Below are 15,362 nucleotides of genomic sequence, written 5' to 3' on the forward strand. Positions count from 1 at the left end.
CCCCCCACCCCCCCCCCCCCCCCCCCCCCCCCCCCCCCCCCCCCCCCCCCCCCCCCCCCCCCCCCCCCCCCCCCCCCCCCCCCCCCCCCCCCCCCGCCACGGCTGAGGGACCTCGCTTCGTCCTGCATGGGCTTCTGGCGCCGGGGTGTCCGGGCGATGCGCGAGGCGACGCCTTGGCCGCGACGATCCTCGACGACGCGCTCGACCAGTCGGCCCCTCGCTGAACCGTCAGGCGCCGGGTGCCCGGTACTCCACCTTCTCGCGGACCGCCTCGTCGATCTCCTCAGGCGTCAGCAGCACGACCGTGCTCGTGCGAACGCCACCCGCCGCCGACGTGACCAGACCCATGGCCGCGGCGGAGGTGTTGCCCGGCAGCTCCACCGTGACGTAGGCGTCCTCCTCGCCGAACCCCCAGTACATCGATTCGAGCTGACCTCCGAGGCTCTGCACCATGCGTTCCACCACCTCGCGGCGCGCGGTGGCGCCCTCCTTGAGCAGGCCGTTCAGCCCGTCCACGGTCAACTTGACCATGAAGAGGTACTTCGCCATCGTCTGCCACCTTTCGCCTATGTCTGTGCAATCACCCTTGCCCGCATCCTCCTTCCACTCCGCATCCCCCGTCGCGGGGACCGCCGCCATACGGCTTACGTCCGGCAGATCCGGTCCAACATCGCCTCTCCCGGCTTCCCGGGGCCGAACCGGGCGGTGAACCGCCTACCGTTGTCCGTCAGCACCTCTTCCGGCACTCCGAACCGCAGCAGCGCCTCCCCGAAAGCCAGACACACCGCGCGGACCGTGGCCCGCTGCACCACCTTCGCGATCACCACGAACCGCGAATGGTCGTCGATCCCGGTGGCCATCTTGCACTCGCCGCCACCGGCCGGCAGCACACCGCCGGCGATGCCCATCTGCCACAACTCCATCGCGGCCGACCGCTCCCACGCAGCCGCAGCCCGTGCCGCTCGACGAAGGGCCCGTGCCATTCGCGTGCCAGATCCTGCGGGGGACCACGGGGAGCGGTGAGGGCCGGCCCCGGGCACAACCAGGCTCCAACACCACTCCGCTCACCCGCTCCATGCGAAACCCCAGGTCAATGGCCTGGAGTTTGTCCTTTCTCCGTGTCCGTGGCGAGTCGGTCAGGTAGTTGCGGGGGATCGCGCCGGCGGGGGACGGGGCCATGGCGACAGCGGTCGCGCCCGTCAGCTTCCGTGCGCCGTGATGGCGTAGCCCTCGGGACCCGTGAAAGTGAACGTGCGGCCGAAGGGGCTGTCCTTGAGTGGGCTGGTGATGGGCACCCCCGCGGCGGCGAGCTGATCGTGCAGCTTCAGGGCGTCAGTGGTGCGGAACCACAGGGCCACCCCGAGACCGGGCCGAGCGGCGGCGTCGAGATCCACGCCGGGGAGCGGCTCCCGAACGGCGAAGGGGATCGGTTCGGTGGCGAACACCACTGCGCCGGGAGGCGAGGCCGGTGCCCGTCGCAGTCCCAGGTGCTTTTCCCAGAAGGCGGCGGCCGCCTCGACGTCGCGCACCTGCAGAGCGATGAAGTCAGGGCCTTCGGCGGCGACACTCATGGGTTCATCCTCGCTTCTTCAATGTCAGGACTTTGACATGCGTGACTGTACGCACAGCGAGTACCTATGTCAAAATCCTGACATGGAAAACCCGAAGCCCGTGGAACCGCCCCATCCCGCTCAGGACGTCACCGAGCATGTGGGATACCGCCTCAAACGCTCCGCCGCGGCGCTGCGCGGCGCCATGGACAAAGCGCTGCGCGAGCACGGCCTGACGGTGCCGCAGTACGCATGTCTCGAGCTCCTGGACCAGCAGCCCGGCCTGTCCAACGCCGAGCTGGCCCGCGGCACGTTCGTCACCCGACAGTCCATGAACGTCGTCCTCCGCGGTCTCCAGGACGCGGACCTGATCTCCCGACCGGCCACCACCGACCACGGCCGCGCCCTTCCCGCCCACCTCACCGCGGACGGTCGTCGCCGTCTCGACGCGGCCCGGTCCGCCGTCTACGCCATCGAACGGCAGATGATCGACGCGATCCCGCAGCGGCGCCTGGCCGCCCTCCTCACCGACCTCGACCGCATGGCGGCGGCCCTCGGCGGATAACCCGCCGACCCGCCCCAGGCCCAGTGGCAAGCGGCAAGCGGTCCGAGTACAGCGGACGTCATGCGGAGGCTGCCCAATCCCCCACGGAGCACGAGGCCGCGGTCAGCCCGGTCGAGGGTACGACCATGTAGGAGAAGCGGCCCCAGCGCCCGGTCCTTCGCAGTGCCAGTCCGAGGCGGCCGAGGTGTGGTTCCAGCCTCGGCATACGCGCACGGAGGGCGGCCCTGGTCAGCGGCTGCTCGGCCGAGCCCAGCAGACGGGTCAGCTCGTGGCAGCACCAAGGCCGCGGACCGGCGAGGACCAGCGCCAGAAGGACTCTCTGCGAAGCTTGCCGGGGAAGCGGCCCGGGCGGTGTCGGGTTCTGCTCCTGGGTCCGGGGCTCCTGTGCCGTGTCCCTGGCGGCCCACCGCTGGTCCGCCATCAGCCGGGCAGCCAGTTCCTCGATCGGCATGCTGCGATCGAGGACGTTGGTGGCTCCCGCTTCGAGCAGCGCCGCGGAACAGGTGCCTTCGGGAGCGAGGACCGTCACCGGGGCCAGCCGCCGCAGAATGCACACACGCCGGACCAGCTCCTGCGCGTATCCCTCGTCCGGCACGTCCAGAACGGCCAGCGGGCGTGGCCGTCGGGCCAGTAGATCGCCATAGGCGTGCAGCGCCCCCCAGGGGTTGACCATCGCCGGCAGCAGTTGCGTTCTGCGTGCTTCCCTCAGCAGGCGACCGCTCCGCTCCCGGGCAAGGGAGATCACCACACACGGCACAGCGGGGGTGTCAGCTCCGGCGGCATCGGCCTGGTCGGCCTGGTCGGCCGGATCGGCCCGTCCGCACGGTTCGTCCTCGATCGCGGGATGCAAGGCGAGTGTCCGCGGGAAGCGTCGTACGGCATCTCCGTGTTCTTCCATCTTCTCGCGTGATTCCTCGTTCTTCTCAGGGGTCAGGGCGAGCCTTCTCCGCGTGCGCGAGGCCAGGGGTCAGCGGCTGACGCGTATCTTCGACTGGCCGTGCGGGCGTTCCTCCCAGTCGTCCATGAAGCAGGCATGCAGACCGTGTTTGCGGGCCAGGGCCAGGAGGGTCTCGGTGCGGTAGTAGAAGTCCTCGCGCAGCACCTGGTGTTCGGTGCCCTCGGTGCGGTCGAAGGTGAAATCGAAGAACCCGGTGTCGGTCAGCACGCGGCCGACGTGGGCGAGGCACTCCTCGATGACGTCCAACGGCGAGTGGGAGAAGACGCTGTGCGCGTGGATGACGTCGAAGTGGTCGCTGGGCAGGAAGTCCAGGGTGAGGTCGCCGGTGATGGTCAGGTGCGGCAGCTTGTCCTGGAGGTGGCGCTCGGCGAGGGTCCTCTTGGCGGCCATCAGGATGTCGGGCGAGATGTCGATGCCGTAGTAGTGGCCGGTGTCGAGGTGGTCGATGAAGCGCCAGCCGCCGCGCAGGTTGCCGCAGCCGATGTCGAGCATGCGGTGTTCGGGGCGCAGCCCGTGCTCGACGAGGTAGTCGAACTGCATCTGCCCGAGCGCCAGCCAGCGGTCGTGGGTCTGGCTGCCGACCGCGGCCTCCGGGTTGCGGCGGGTGTCCGAGGCCATCACGGCCCGGTAGTAGCCGACGTGGTCGGGGTGCTTCAGGCGCAGCCAGGCGTCCCGGCCGGCCCGGCTGAGGTATGGGGCGACGCGGCCGGGGTGGCGCAGGGCGTAGCCGACCTTGTGGGTGAGGGCGGCGCGGTTGTTGCGCAGTTTCTTCGGTGACTTGGCGTCGGCGGGCATGGCGAAGCGACCTCCGTGCGAAGGGGGCCCCGGGTGAGGGGATGAAGGGGTATGGAACGAAAGGGATAGGGGGTGTTACAGGTGGCGCGGCGTGGTCAGACGCGGCGGCGCAGGAGCAGCATGGTGACGGCCGTGAGCAGGAGGGCGAGGCCGCCGAGAAGGGCGGTGTCGGTCCATTGGAAGGTCCAGTAGTCGCCGGCCGGGTTGGCCTCGTAGAAGCGGGCGACGTACCCGTGCCGGTCCATGCACTCCTTGAGCTCGGCGCTCGACGGGAAGGGGCACTTCAGCACGTCGTCGTGGCGGCCCGAGGCCGTGATCAGGCCGTAGTTGCCGGTCGACCACTTCTCGCCCATGGGCGGCTTGGGGATGCTGCCGGCGCTGGTGTAGGTGTGCGGCGGGACCAGCAGGCGGGTCCTGTGTGTCCACTGCAGCAGGAGGGTCGTCGCCCCGGTCACCAGGAGGGTCAGGCCCATCGAGGCCAGCACCCGGCGGGCCAGCAGACCCAGCAGTGTGCCGGCCGCCAGGCCGAACAGGGCGGCTGCGACGACACGCGGGCCCGAGCCGCTCAGGGCGGTGTTCTCGTACCAGAACAGACCGTAGCTCCGGTCCGCGGCCGGTCTCCACCACCACGCGAACACCCCCGCGAGCGCGCCGGAGACGGCCATCGTGGTCACCGCGGCGAGCGCCATCCGGGAGGCGAACCACTGGCCGCGGCTCACGCCCTGGGCGAGGACCATGCGGTGCGTGCCCAGTTCCCGGTCGCGGCCCAGCAGGGGCGCGCCCCAGAAGACGCCGATGACGACGGGCAAAGCGATGTTCAGTGCGCCGAGGTACTTCAGCGGCTCGACGTCCAGCAGCAGGGGCAGGCCGGTGTCGGAGCTCGTGCAGTTCAGCGGCCCGCGATCGCAGTGGTCGAACAGCCCGCTGCGCAGGGCGTCCAGCATGCCCGAGCGGGAGTACGCGGCGAGCGCCGCAGCGGTGGCCAGTACGGCCGCGGCAATGCCGACCAGCACTCGCTGCTGACGCCAGGCGAGCCAGAGGGAACCGTTCCAGAGGGAGCCTTTCACGCCGCCGCCTCCGTCCGCTCGGAGTCGGCCGGGCGCACCGTGTCGCCGGCCTGGAGGTAGCCGCTCAGGATGTCCTCCAGCCTGGGCCGTTCGACGTGCCAGTCGCCGCGCAGCGGTCCGCGCTGCCGTATCAGGGCGGTCAGCTGTCGGCCACTGACCCGGCGGTGCACGACGGTGTGTGGTCCGGTCAGGGTGTCGTCCTGGTCGGCGTGTCCGGTCAGCACGGCGTGGCTCTCGCGCAGCGCGTCGGCGTCCTCGCTCAGCTCGACGCGGCCGTCCCGCATAACCAGCACCCAGTCGCAGGTCTGCTCCAGTTCGGGCAGGACGTGCGAGGACAGCACGATGCTCGTGCCGCGCTCGGCGGCCTCGGTCATCAGCGCCGCCATGATCTCGCCCCGTGCCACGGGGTCGAGGTCGGCCATCGGCTCGTCGAGCAGCAGCAGTTCGGGCCGCTTGCCGAGCGCCAGAGCGAGCGCGACGCGGGTGCGCTGCCCGGGGGACAGCTCGCCGACGCGGGCGGAAAGCGGGATGCCGCCCTCACTGATGGTCCGCTCGGCGGCCGCCCGGTCCCACGAGGAGTTGAGCTTCTCGCCCATCCGCAGCGTGTCCGCCACGGTGAAGCGGGGGTAGAGCGGCTTGTCCTGGGTGAGCAGAGCCACCCGGGTGCGGGCCTCGGGTGTGCCCGGTGCGGCGTCCAGTACCCGCAGTTGCCCGGTGTCGGCGCGCAGCAGGCCGCCGGCCAGGTGCAACAGGGTGCTCTTGCCTGCTCCGTTGCGTCCCACGAGAGCGGTGATGCGGCCGCTGGGCACGGTGAACCCACAGTCCCGCAAGGTCCAACCGCCCCGCGCCCGGTACCGGAATCCGAGTCCCGTGGCGCACAGCGCAGCCGGCGCGTCAGGCCCGGTCATGCGTCCTCCTCTTTCCCCTCCCGGTCGCCCGGGGAGTGCTCGTGTTGAACGTGTTGCTTGCTGTCGTGGGCGTCCAGGGCGGCTGCGACCAGGGCCAGGATGTCGGCCCGTTCTAAACCCGCCGCCCGTGCGCGTGCCGTCCAGTCGGTGAGTTCCGCGCGCAGGGGCGAGTCGTCCTCCGCGCCGGGCCGGGCGAGCGACCGCGTCACGAAGGTGCCCCGCCCGCGACGCAGTTCGACCAGGCCGGCCTGCTCCATGTCGCGGTAGGCGCGGAGCACGGTGTTGGGGTTGATGGCGGTGGCCGCCACCACCTCCTTGGCCGTGGGCAGCTTGTCCCCGACCTTCAACGTGCCCATCCGGAGCGCCCGTTCGGTCTGCTCGACGATCTGCACGTAGGCCGGCACGCCGCTGCCACGGTCGATCCGGTACTCGACCACGTCACCTCCCACGGTTTCAGTGTGCTTCCATTAATGAATTAGCACAAGCATGGTGGAGGCGTGGCAGGGATGTCAATCAGGAGCACTACCCGAGCGGCCCTCGTCGTCGCCGTCGCGCTGACCCTCGCCGCGGTGACCCAGCAGCTCCTGCTGCTCGTGGGCCTGGGCGGCCTGCTGCCCGGCCGGCAGCCCTGGCCCTTCCTGCTGGGCGCGGCCCCCGCCTGGTGGCTCGCGCTCCCCCGGTGGCGGCGGGCGGACCCACCCCGGCCGCTGACACTGGCGATACGCGCGCTGCGCCGCATACCGGGCCCCGCGTACCTCGTGAGCGTGCTGGCACTGGCGGCCGGAATCTGGGCCGTGCTCCAGGAACATGAGCCGTACCTGGGACACGAGGAGGCCGTATACGCGAACAAGGCCCGCTCCTGGGCCGGCGACACCCCCGACGCGGGCTGGGGCCCCTATCGCCCCCTCGGCCTCCCCGCACTGGGGCGCCTGGCGCTCGCCGTCCACGACGACGTGGGCAGCCTGCGCGCGGTGGCCCTGCTGCTCACGCTCTTCACCCTCACCGCGACCTACGTCGTCGCGGCCCGCTGGACCACGCCCCGCCGCGCCGTGGTGGTCGTCCTTCTCCTACTCTCCGGCCTCGGATTCCTGCGCCGCGTACCGGAGTTCCTCAACGACATAGGCACCACCGGCCTGCTGCTGATCGTCGTCTTCCTCCTCACGCGCGCCCAGGAAGTACGGCGCTCCCACGCCCTGCCCGTCGCGGCCGCCGTGGCGGTGGGCGCCTTCTACCTGCGCTACGGCAGCGTGGGCAACCTCCTGGCGATAGTCCTGGCCGCGCTGTTCGCCTACGGCCCGCGCGCCTGGCTCGCCCAGGGCCGCCGTCTCGCCGCCGCGCTGGCCGTCTTCGCCCTCGGCCTGCTGCCGCACTTCGTCCACGCCACGCAGGTCACCGGATCGCCGCTCGGCCTGATCCTGTGGGCCGGCTCCCAGGCCAACCGCGCATACGTGGGCGACGGCCTCGCCTACTACCTCGCGATCTTCCCCTACCGCCTGGCCGGAGACCTGGGAGCGGTCGTGATGACCGGCGGGCTGCTCCTGGCGGCACGCGCCCTGCGCGGCGGAGACGGTGGGGCGCGCGCCACACGCCGTGTGTTCCTGGGCTCGACGTCCGTCCTCGTCTTCGTCGCCCTCGGTCTGGTGACGGACGGAGAACCGCGGTTCGTCTACCTCCCGGTCATCCTGCTCACCCTCCTGGGGGTCGAGGCCCTGGCGGAACTGACCGGGCGCAAGAACAGGGGCCTGCTCGCCGCCGTCGCCGGACTGGCCGGCCTGACCACCGTCGGCACGGCCCAAGTGGTGGCCCACGGAGCGATGCCCGGCCCCGACCGCCTCAGCCGCTCCACCGTCCCGGTCGCCGAGCGGCTCGCGACGGACGGTCCCTGCCTCCTGGTCACCGGCTACGAACCGGAGATGGGCTGGTACTCGGGCTGCGACGCGGTCACCTACGCCCAGTACCGCCGCACGACCCCGCCCCCGGGAACCCACGTGACCCTGGTCCTCTTCGAGCACGGCCGCCTGCAACCGGACGACGCCGCCCTGGCCCGCCTCATCGGCGACCGCGGCACCACCGTGCGCACGACTCCCACGGACGGCGCGCTGGGCACGGCGACAACGATCACGCTGACTCCCGCGTGACGCCGGTGGGGACGGTGGGACCCCTGCCGTCGTACCGGAGCTTCCGGAGCCCTCGCGTATGACGGGGATCACACCAAGGGGAAAACCTGCCGTACGAGCCGGACGTCTAGCGGGTGTGAGATCAGTCAGGAAGGCACCGGGGGAGATGGACGAGGAGCGTCTCGTCCGGCTGGTGGCCAGGGGTGACCGGGCGGCGTTCGAGGAGCTGTACCGGCGCACCGCGCCGTGGATGGCGGTGCGGCTGCGCCGTCGCTGCGCGGACGAGCAGGTCGTCGCCGAGGTCATGCAGGAGACGTATCTGGCGGTGTGGCGCGCGGCGGGCGCGTTCGCGGGGTCCTCGGTGGGCGGGACGGCCGTCGGCTGGCTGTGGACGATCGCGGCGCGCCGCCTCGTCGACGCCTTCCGGCGGAGGGCCCACCACGCCGAGCCGCCGCCGGCCGCCGCTCTCCCCGACGCGGCGCCCGCCGCCGAGGAGGAGGCGCTCGCGGCAACCGTCGGCGGTGACGTCGGCGACGCGCTGCGGCGCCTCGCGCCGGAACTCAGACAGGTACTGCAGGCCATGGTGCTCGACGGGCTGTCCGTCCGGGAGACCGCCGTCCTGCTGGGGTTGCCCGAGGGCACGGTCAAGACACGTGCCCGCCGGGCCCGGATCGCGATGCGAAAGGCGCTGGCATGAGCGTGGAACACGCGTCGATGCGGATCATCGACGGCTACGTGCGCGGCAACACGGACCTCGCCGCCGACGAGGTGTGGGCCTTGGAGGCCCATCTGGAGGCGTGCGGAACGTGCCGTGACCGGATGTCGGCCGCCGTTGCGGCGCAGGCGCCGGCCGTGGCGACACTGGTCGACACCGTGTGGTCCGACCTCGAACCCCACCTGGCCGCCACCGCCACCATGCCGCGCCGACGGCGCTGGTCGGCGCGGCTGTCGAGGTGGATGACGCCCACGATGGTGCCGTGGCTGGCCATGGTCGTGAGCGTGACACTGCTCGCGCTCCTGCTCGACCTGGTCGACACCGGCTCCGGCGAGGTGTCGCTGGTGCTGCTGCTCGCCCCGGTCCTGCCCGTGCTCGGCGTCGCGGCGTCCTGGTCGCGCGGCTTGGACCCGGCGTACGAGCTGACGGCCTCGGTGCCCAGGGCCGGGCTCTACCTGGTACTGCGGCGCACCGCGTCCGTGCTCGCCGTGGTCGTCCCCGCGCTGCTGGTGGGCGGATGGGTGACGGGGGTGACGGCCGCCCAGTGGCTGCTGCCCTGTCTTGCCTTCACCTCGACGACCCTGGCGCTCGGCGGTGTCGTCGGCGTGACCCGCGCCGCAGCCGCGCTGGCGGCCGTATGGGCCACCGTGATCGTGGCGCCGACCCTGGCCGCCGGCCGTACGACGTTCGCCCTGCAGACGGACGGTCTGCCCGTGTGGGCGCTGATCCTCGCGCTCGGCATCGCTGTCGTGATCGCCCGCAGGGGCGCGTACTCCGGGCTGGGAGCCCATCGATGACCATCGGAAAGGAACACCACATGACGTCCGCGGTGAGCGCGGCCGACATCGCACCGACGGCCTACGCCTGGGAGATCCAGGCCACGGGGCTGAAGGTCAGGGTCGGCAGGAAACGGATGGCCGTCGACGGGCTCGACCTGTCGCTGGGCACCGGCGTGCACGGTCTGCTCGGACCCAACGGGGCGGGCAAGACCACTCTCATCCGGGCACTGGCCACCGTACTGCGCCCCGCCGAGGGCACCCTGGAGCTGCTCGGCGAGTCCGCGGGGGGCCTGGGCGAGCATCGTGCGCTGCGGCGCCGGATCGGCTACCTGCCGCAGGAGTTCGGCTACTACAAGCGCTTCACCGTGCGCGAGTTCGTCGAGTACATGGCGTGGCTGAAGGAGGTGCCCAAGGCGGACATCCCGGCGGCGGTGCAGCGCGCCGTGGAGCGGGTGGGTCTGGCGGACCGCGCCGACGAGAAGATGAAGGCCCTGTCGGGCGGCATGGTGCGGCGGGTCGGCATCGCCCAGGCCATCGTCAACGACCCGACGATCCTGCTGCTGGACGAACCGACGGTCGGCCTGGACCCGGCGCAGCGGCTGCGCTTCCGCGGGCTGCTGCAGGAGCTGGGTATGGACACCTGCGTGCTCGTCTCCACCCATCTGGTGGAGGACGTCGCCGCCGCCTGCACCGACGTGGTGCTCTTCGCCGAGGGCCGGCTGGTCTTCCAGGGCACCCCGGACGAGCTGGCCGCGGCGGGCGGCCCCGAGCACGTGGGCGACAGCCCGCTGGAGCGCGGCTACTCGGCGCTGCTGCTCAACCCCGAGCAGGGAAGGGGCACCTGGTGAACGTCCGTGTCCTGCGCATCGAGCTGAGGCGCTCCGTCGCCCCTTGGGCCGGGGCGGTGGTCCTGACGACCGCGCTGGGGTTCCTGTACCTGCTGAGCGGCCCGTGGTGGAAGGGCACCGCCCTGTGGACGGCCCAGTGGACGTCCATGGCCCTGTGGACGCGCTCCCTGCTGTTCTACCTGTGGCCGCTCACCGTGGGGCTCGGGGCGCTCCAGGGCCTGCGCGACCACCGCTCGAAGATGTCCGAGCTGCTGACGAGCACACCGCGGCCCGCCCGGCACCGCGCGGCCACGCTGGCGGGCACGACGGCGATCACGCTGGCCTCGGCCTTCGCGCTCCTCGTCCTCGTGGGTGGGGTCCAAGTGCTCGCCAACACCGAGTACACGCACCTCGGGTGGCTGCCGATCTCGCTGGTGGGGGCACTGTCTCTCGTCGCGGGGGCCGTGCTGGGCATGGGGGCCGGGCGGGCCCTGCCGTCCGTGCTCACCCCGCCCGCGCTGGCCATGGGCGCCTTCGTGTTCACGGCCCTCATGCACATGTCGTTGGGCCGGACGGAGACGACCACGGCGACGGGGATCCCGCTCACGGAGCCGAACCGGGTCTCGCTGCTGTCACCGGCGGTGCAGGAGGTGCGCGATGTGCTCGTCACGCTCTCGGCCTCCGTGCACGTCGGGCAGACGATCTGGCTGCTCGGCATGGCCGCGACCGGCTTCGCACTGCTGGTCGCCGCGACCCCGCGCGCCCGGCTGATCGCCCTGACGCCCGTCCTGGCGGGCGCGGTGATCGCCCTGCTGGTCCTCCCCTCCGACCCGCGCCGGATGTATGTCGTCGACGAGGCCGCCGCGGAGCTGGTGTGCGACGGCCCGGTGTGCGTGACGAAGACGCAGCAGGCACGACTCGCCGACCTCGCGGGTCCCGGTAAGGAGGCGCTGCGCCTGCTGCACGGCGCCCTGGACGGCCAGGCGCCGGTCTCGGTCCGGGAGAACACCGCCGTACTGCCGGAAGGCACCACGCCGCAGTGGTCCCGCAAGACCGTGCTCTTCGACTTCGACGACGACATCATCGCCGCCGCGAAGGGCGAGGAGCTGACCTGGGCCCTGATCGCCAAAGGCATGGTGCCAGGGTGCACCCCCGTCGGCTGGAGCGGCTTCGGGGGAGATGAATTCGCGCAGACCGTCGCGGTGGGATGGGTCCTCGGGGACCTCAGGCCGCTTCCCGGCACCTTGTCAGCTGGTTTGCGCCGCGAGGTCGACGCCGAGACCCGCCCGGTGTGGGAGGAACTCAAGGCGCTTCCGCGGGCCGAGCAGCTCTCGCGGATCAACGCGATGCGCGCCGCCGCGCTGTCCTGCAAGGGCGACGCGTTCGACGCTCTGAAAGGCGGTGGGTCCCGGTGAGATGGCTGACGCTGTACGCGCGCTCGCGTCAGGTACCCGTGTCGCTCGCCGCGGTGGTGATCAGCGCGGTGGCGGTGTGGGCACTCGCCCGGGGCTGGGGCGAGGGGTCCGGTGATCCGCGGCCGCCCGTGCTCGTCCTCGCCACGGGGGCGATGGCGGCCTCGATCGGGCTCAGCGGGCAGGACCTCGCGCTGGACCGGACGGCCGCGATCCGCTGGGTGCCCCGCAGAGCGGCGCACGTGCTGCTCGCCGGCGCGGTCGTCGGCACGGTGCTGCTGACAGTGCAGACAATGGGCGAGTCCATGGCCACCACCGCGTTCGTCGTCCGGGACAGCGCGGGCCTGATGGGACTGGTCGCCCTGGGCGCGGCGCTCTCGAGCGGCCAGTACGCATGGACGCTGCCGTTCGCCTGGCTCTCGTTCTCGTTCTTCGCCCCGCCCCCGACGAGTACGCCGATGCGGGTGGCGACCTGGATGCTGCTGCCGCCCGGCACGCCAGCGGGCACCTGGACGGCTCTGGTCCTCGCGGTCGCCGGCACCGCGGCCTACGCCTTCGCGGGACCGAGACGGTAGCCGGTCCGGGCCACCGGACCGGGGCACGGCCGTGATCGTGTGCGGATCCGTCCCCGTGAGCGCCGCGGCGGACCACTACTCGGCAAAACGTCGGACAAGTCCAGCCAATGGGACAGCGGCCGCACCACCAACCTGTCGAGCACGGTCCCGGCGGGACCGGCCGGCGGGGCACGCCGGGCCGTGTCGTGGCGGCCGTGCAGGAACAGCGCCAGCGGCCGGCGTCCCGTGGCTCCGGTCGGTGCCACCACGATCGCGCTCAGCAGACACACCGGCGGCAGCGGACTGGGCCTGTCCATCGTCCGCCAGCTGGTCGAGGAACACGGCGGAACCGTCACCGCCGACAGTCGGCCCGGCAACGGAACCGTGTTCACCATCTGGCTTCCCCACGCCGAGCAACCCGACGGCCCGACGGAATGAAAGGCGCGATGTCCGGGTCGCGCGCCGGTGGGCGGACGAGGCGTTCCATCCGCCGCGACCGTGGCAGCGGTCGCTGAGGCAGCAGTCCGCTCGGCGGCGGGTGCGCCGGGGGTGGACGAGGACCACAGCTGCCGGCATCCGTCCCGGCGCTCGGCCGGTATCCCCGGGGTGCTGCCGAACCTCGAAGTCACGCCGGACGTCGGCCCGCGTCGAACGGCTCAGCGTTCCTGGGGGCCGCCCGAACGGGCGCCGCTTGTGCGGCGGCGCGCGGGCCGGTCGAGGTGACGGGGGTCGGGTCCACCGGGCGTCCGGCCGCCTGCCTCAGGCGGTCTCCCATCCCGGACAGGCATCCCAGGCTTCGTTGTTTCCGCAGGTTGTCGGGGGTGGGATCGCCCCACCGTTGCAGGATGGGTGGTGGCTGTTGTCCCAGGCCCGCGAGGCATCCGATGCTACGGCTGTCGCACCGGCTGAAGCGGCCGACCGCCCGGCAGCGCCACGACACCCCGGCTCACCCGTCCACTGGGACACCCATCTCTTCGGGCGCTCGGCACGCACCTCGATCCGCAGTGCCGGGCCGCGGCCGCGTGCGACTTCATACCGATCAGAAAAGGAACACGCATATGAACGTGAAGTCCCTTACGGGCCGCCGTGCGGCCGTGGCCGCGGGTCTCGTCCTGGCTCTCGGGTGTGGTGTGTCGGCACAGGCCTCCGCCACCGGGCCGCTGACGATCGGCGGGAAGGCCGATGACGCGGTGACGCACCGCTCGGGCGGCAGCGGCGACAAGGGCACCGTCGCCACCTGCTCCCAGGAGGTCCTCGGGGTGTCCGCCACGAAGGAGCCCGCGGACAGCGAGGACGCCAGGCACCTCCTCCTCACCGTCCAGAACGCCGGCGACAAGAAGTGCAACCTCTACCGCTACCCTCTCGTGCGGCTCGGCAACGGTCGGACCACAGCCCCCGTCATCAAGGAGAGCGACCCGCACCCGGGGGTGCCCGTCACCCTCGCTCCGGGTGAGGAGGCCTATGCCGGTCTGCTCGTCAACGGCCCCATGGACGAGTACGAGGCGAAGAGCATCACCCTCAGCCTCCAGGGTCGTAAGCCCGGCAGCAGCGCGGGCAAGCCGATCGATGTCCCCATGCCCGTCGAGACGTTGTACGCCAACGACTATCAGCGGGTCACCTACTGGACGACCGCTCCCGGTTTCGCCCTGGATTTCATCATGTCGAAGTGACGGACCTCGATCGGGACCGCTTCCCGGCGGCCGGCCAGAAGGCCCACATGGCCTGCTGAACACCGGCTGAAGTCGGCCGATGGCCCGGCAGCACCACGACGAACAATTACCGATTCTTGGAGGTTTGATGAAGCCCGTCATCCGGAAGGTCGCAAGCTTCGCGGGCGTGAGCGTGGCCGTCGCGGCCATGTCCGTGACCGGTGCATCCGCAGCCCACGCGGAGTCCCCCACCCAGGGCTGCCCGTACCCCTACGTCTGCTTCTACGTGGACAACAACGCCTTGATCGCGGGCAGGCCGCTCTCGAAGTACAAGGACGTCACCAGCGGCTATCAGGCGGTCACGCCCCGGCCGCACTACGGGGTCCTGAACACCCGGAACGACGACGTGGTGTACCTGCGGCTCCAGAGCGGGGGCTCGATCTGCCTCGAGCCGAACACCCAGACCGTGTTCGCCAACGCGTACGTCGTCAACGGGATAAAGATCTCCAGCAGCTCCACGTGCTGAATCCGCCGGAACGGCCGGCGGGCGCGCGTGATCGCGCCCGCCGGGCGACGGGCAGGGTCGCGTGAGGGCCCCCGGCGGCCCGGCCAAGCGGTTCGTCCATCCCATCCCTGTTGACCTGTGGAAACAGGGAGTTCCCGGGATGCGGAGACGAGCTCGCCGTGTCGGCCGACCACCGGATACGGCCGGCCGACAGGCACACGGCCCACGGTCTCGTCCGCTCCGGCCTGCAACGCTGTTTTGCCTGTTGCTTCGTCAGTCGCCGGTTTCCGCCTCGTCGTAGGCAGTGGTCATGGGGACCCAGCCAGCGGGGTTGCGGTACCAGTAGTGCGGCAGCCCCTTGATGTCGGTGGTGCGGAACGGGCGGCCGTGGTCGTCGATGCGCACCGTGCCGGTCTTGCCCTGTGAGGACCAGTCGAGGTCGAGGTACCAGTCGCAGGTGCAGGACTCGGTGCGCGCGGAGAGCAGCAGGACCTCCGGCTCCTGCAGGGACACCTGATAGGGGAAGTCGACCGCGGGGTCCGGTCTGTCCGGGTCGTTGCCGGGAACCGAACGGGCAAGGGGTCGGTGCGCGTCGAGGTTCACGGAGAAGTGGCGGGGGATGAGGATGGCGCCGCAGCCTTCGTACATGGAGTAGGCGATGCCCCGGGCGGCGGGGGTGGTGCGGTTGACCACGCGCACATGCAGTGCCTCCAGGACGACGGCGGCGGAGCCGCGTCCCTGCACCGAGATCCGCAGATGGGTGGTGCGCCCGTGCACCGCCCCCAGGGACGCGGCCCACGCCGCGGCGTCCTGCGGGGCCGGCGGCGGCGGGACCTGCTGCGGTGGCTTGGCGATGACGTAGTCGTGGTCGCATTCGGGTCGCCAGAGGTGGGAGTTGGCCGTCCAGGTGAGCGGGGCCGTCGGGGCGGCCGTGTCGTCGCTCGCCCGGTTCTCCCGCGGG

Annotated in this window: 17 protein-coding genes and 2 pseudogenes; 10 read left to right on the forward strand and 9 right to left on the reverse strand. The window is 71.6% G+C overall.

The genetic code is table 11. The features are described 5' to 3' along the window. Nucleotides 1-228: 228 nt before the first annotated feature. The 3 genes and pseudogenes from ACZ6D7_RS41000 to ACZ6D7_RS41010 form a co-directional block, all read right to left on the reverse strand. Nucleotides 229-549 (reverse strand): GYD domain-containing protein, encoded by a 321-nt coding sequence (locus ACZ6D7_RS41000; protein ID WP_469502251.1) that lies wholly within the window; start codon nucleotides 547-549, stop codon nucleotides 229-231. A gap of 101 nt (nucleotides 550-650) precedes the next feature. Beyond that, nucleotides 651-944, reverse strand: a pseudogene (locus ACZ6D7_RS41005) (DDE-type integrase/transposase/recombinase); the annotation flags it as partial. A 255-nt stretch (nucleotides 945-1,199) separates the two neighbouring features. Next, nucleotides 1,200-1,571, reverse strand: a complete 372-nt coding sequence (locus ACZ6D7_RS41010) for a VOC family protein (RefSeq protein WP_469502252.1) — start codon at nucleotides 1,569-1,571, stop codon at nucleotides 1,200-1,202. An 82-nt stretch (nucleotides 1,572-1,653) separates the two neighbouring features. On the opposite strand from ACZ6D7_RS41010, the gene ACZ6D7_RS41015 reads away from it, so the two are divergent. Next, on the forward strand, nucleotides 1,654-2,115 hold the full coding sequence (locus tag ACZ6D7_RS41015; protein ID WP_469502255.1) for a MarR family winged helix-turn-helix transcriptional regulator: 462 nt from the start codon (nucleotides 1,654-1,656) through the stop codon (nucleotides 2,113-2,115). A gap of 58 nt (nucleotides 2,116-2,173) precedes the next feature. On the opposite strand, the gene ACZ6D7_RS41020 is transcribed toward ACZ6D7_RS41015, so the two are convergent. From ACZ6D7_RS41020 to ACZ6D7_RS41040, 5 genes are all read right to left on the reverse strand, one after another. Next, nucleotides 2,174-3,013 (reverse strand): hypothetical protein, encoded by an 840-nt coding sequence (locus ACZ6D7_RS41020; RefSeq protein ID WP_469502257.1) that lies wholly within the window; start codon nucleotides 3,011-3,013, stop codon nucleotides 2,174-2,176. 69 nt (nucleotides 3,014-3,082) lie between these two features. After that, nucleotides 3,083-3,868 (reverse strand): class I SAM-dependent methyltransferase, encoded by a 786-nt coding sequence (locus ACZ6D7_RS41025; protein WP_469502258.1) that lies wholly within the window; start codon nucleotides 3,866-3,868, stop codon nucleotides 3,083-3,085. Between the two features lie 95 nt (nucleotides 3,869-3,963). Next, nucleotides 3,964-4,935, reverse strand: a complete 972-nt coding sequence (locus ACZ6D7_RS41030; RefSeq protein WP_469502261.1) for a transporter — start codon at nucleotides 4,933-4,935, stop codon at nucleotides 3,964-3,966. Continuing rightward, nucleotides 4,932-5,843, reverse strand: a complete 912-nt coding sequence (locus ACZ6D7_RS41035; protein ID WP_469502262.1) for an ABC transporter ATP-binding protein — start codon at nucleotides 5,841-5,843, stop codon at nucleotides 4,932-4,934. Before ACZ6D7_RS41035 ends, ACZ6D7_RS41030 begins: the two co-directional genes overlap by 4 nt. After that, complete coding sequence (locus tag ACZ6D7_RS41040) at nucleotides 5,840-6,292, reverse strand: GntR family transcriptional regulator (protein ID WP_469502264.1); 453 nt, start codon at nucleotides 6,290-6,292, stop codon at nucleotides 5,840-5,842. The genes ACZ6D7_RS41035 and ACZ6D7_RS41040 overlap by 4 nt, the downstream gene beginning before the upstream one ends. A gap of 57 nt (nucleotides 6,293-6,349) precedes the next feature. Between ACZ6D7_RS41040 and ACZ6D7_RS41045 the strand changes: the two genes are divergently transcribed. The 9 genes from ACZ6D7_RS41045 to ACZ6D7_RS41085 all read left to right on the forward strand — a co-directional run bounded on the left by ACZ6D7_RS41045 (nucleotide 6,350) and on the right by ACZ6D7_RS41085 (nucleotide 14,422). Continuing rightward, nucleotides 6,350-7,981, forward strand: coding sequence for a glycosyltransferase family 39 protein (locus ACZ6D7_RS41045; protein ID WP_469502428.1), 1,632 nt, complete (start codon nucleotides 6,350-6,352; stop codon nucleotides 7,979-7,981). A 145-nt stretch (nucleotides 7,982-8,126) separates the two neighbouring features. Beyond that, nucleotides 8,127-8,657: an RNA polymerase sigma factor gene (locus ACZ6D7_RS41050; RefSeq protein WP_469502267.1), complete on the forward strand. Its 531-nt coding sequence runs from the start codon at nucleotides 8,127-8,129 to the stop codon at nucleotides 8,655-8,657. After that, entirely contained in the window at nucleotides 8,654-9,472 is an 819-nt protein-coding gene (locus ACZ6D7_RS41055) for a zf-HC2 domain-containing protein (RefSeq protein WP_469502269.1), read from the forward strand. Before ACZ6D7_RS41050 ends, ACZ6D7_RS41055 begins: the two co-directional genes overlap by 4 nt. Continuing rightward, nucleotides 9,469-10,302 carry an ABC transporter ATP-binding protein gene (locus tag ACZ6D7_RS41060; RefSeq protein ID WP_469502272.1) on the forward strand — a complete coding sequence of 278 codons (834 nt, stop codon included), beginning with the start codon at nucleotides 9,469-9,471 and terminating at the stop codon, nucleotides 10,300-10,302. Before ACZ6D7_RS41055 ends, ACZ6D7_RS41060 begins: the two co-directional genes overlap by 4 nt. After that, nucleotides 10,299-11,696 (forward strand): hypothetical protein, encoded by a 1,398-nt coding sequence (locus tag ACZ6D7_RS41065; RefSeq protein ID WP_469502274.1) that lies wholly within the window; start codon nucleotides 10,299-10,301, stop codon nucleotides 11,694-11,696. The genes ACZ6D7_RS41060 and ACZ6D7_RS41065 overlap by 4 nt, the downstream gene beginning before the upstream one ends. Then, a complete protein-coding gene (locus tag ACZ6D7_RS41070) occupies nucleotides 11,693-12,268 on the forward strand; it encodes a hypothetical protein (protein ID WP_469502276.1) in 576 nt (191 codons plus the stop codon). Before ACZ6D7_RS41065 ends, ACZ6D7_RS41070 begins: the two co-directional genes overlap by 4 nt. Before the next feature lie 225 nt (nucleotides 12,269-12,493). After that, a complete protein-coding gene (locus ACZ6D7_RS41075) occupies nucleotides 12,494-12,685 on the forward strand; it encodes an ATP-binding protein (RefSeq protein WP_469502280.1) in 192 nt (63 codons plus the stop codon). A gap of 620 nt (nucleotides 12,686-13,305) precedes the next feature. Next, nucleotides 13,306-13,917, forward strand: coding sequence for a DUF4232 domain-containing protein (locus tag ACZ6D7_RS41080; protein WP_469502282.1), 612 nt, complete (start codon nucleotides 13,306-13,308; stop codon nucleotides 13,915-13,917). Between the two features lie 127 nt (nucleotides 13,918-14,044). Further along, entirely contained in the window at nucleotides 14,045-14,422 is a 378-nt protein-coding gene (locus ACZ6D7_RS41085) for a hypothetical protein (protein WP_469502285.1), read from the forward strand. Between the two features lie 252 nt (nucleotides 14,423-14,674). On the opposite strand, the pseudogene ACZ6D7_RS41090 reads toward ACZ6D7_RS41085, so the two are convergent. Further along, a pseudogene (locus tag ACZ6D7_RS41090) lies at nucleotides 14,675-15,362 on the reverse strand (hypothetical protein); the annotation flags it as partial.

It is taken from the genome of Streptomyces sp. NPDC041784 (genome assembly GCF_055591025.1).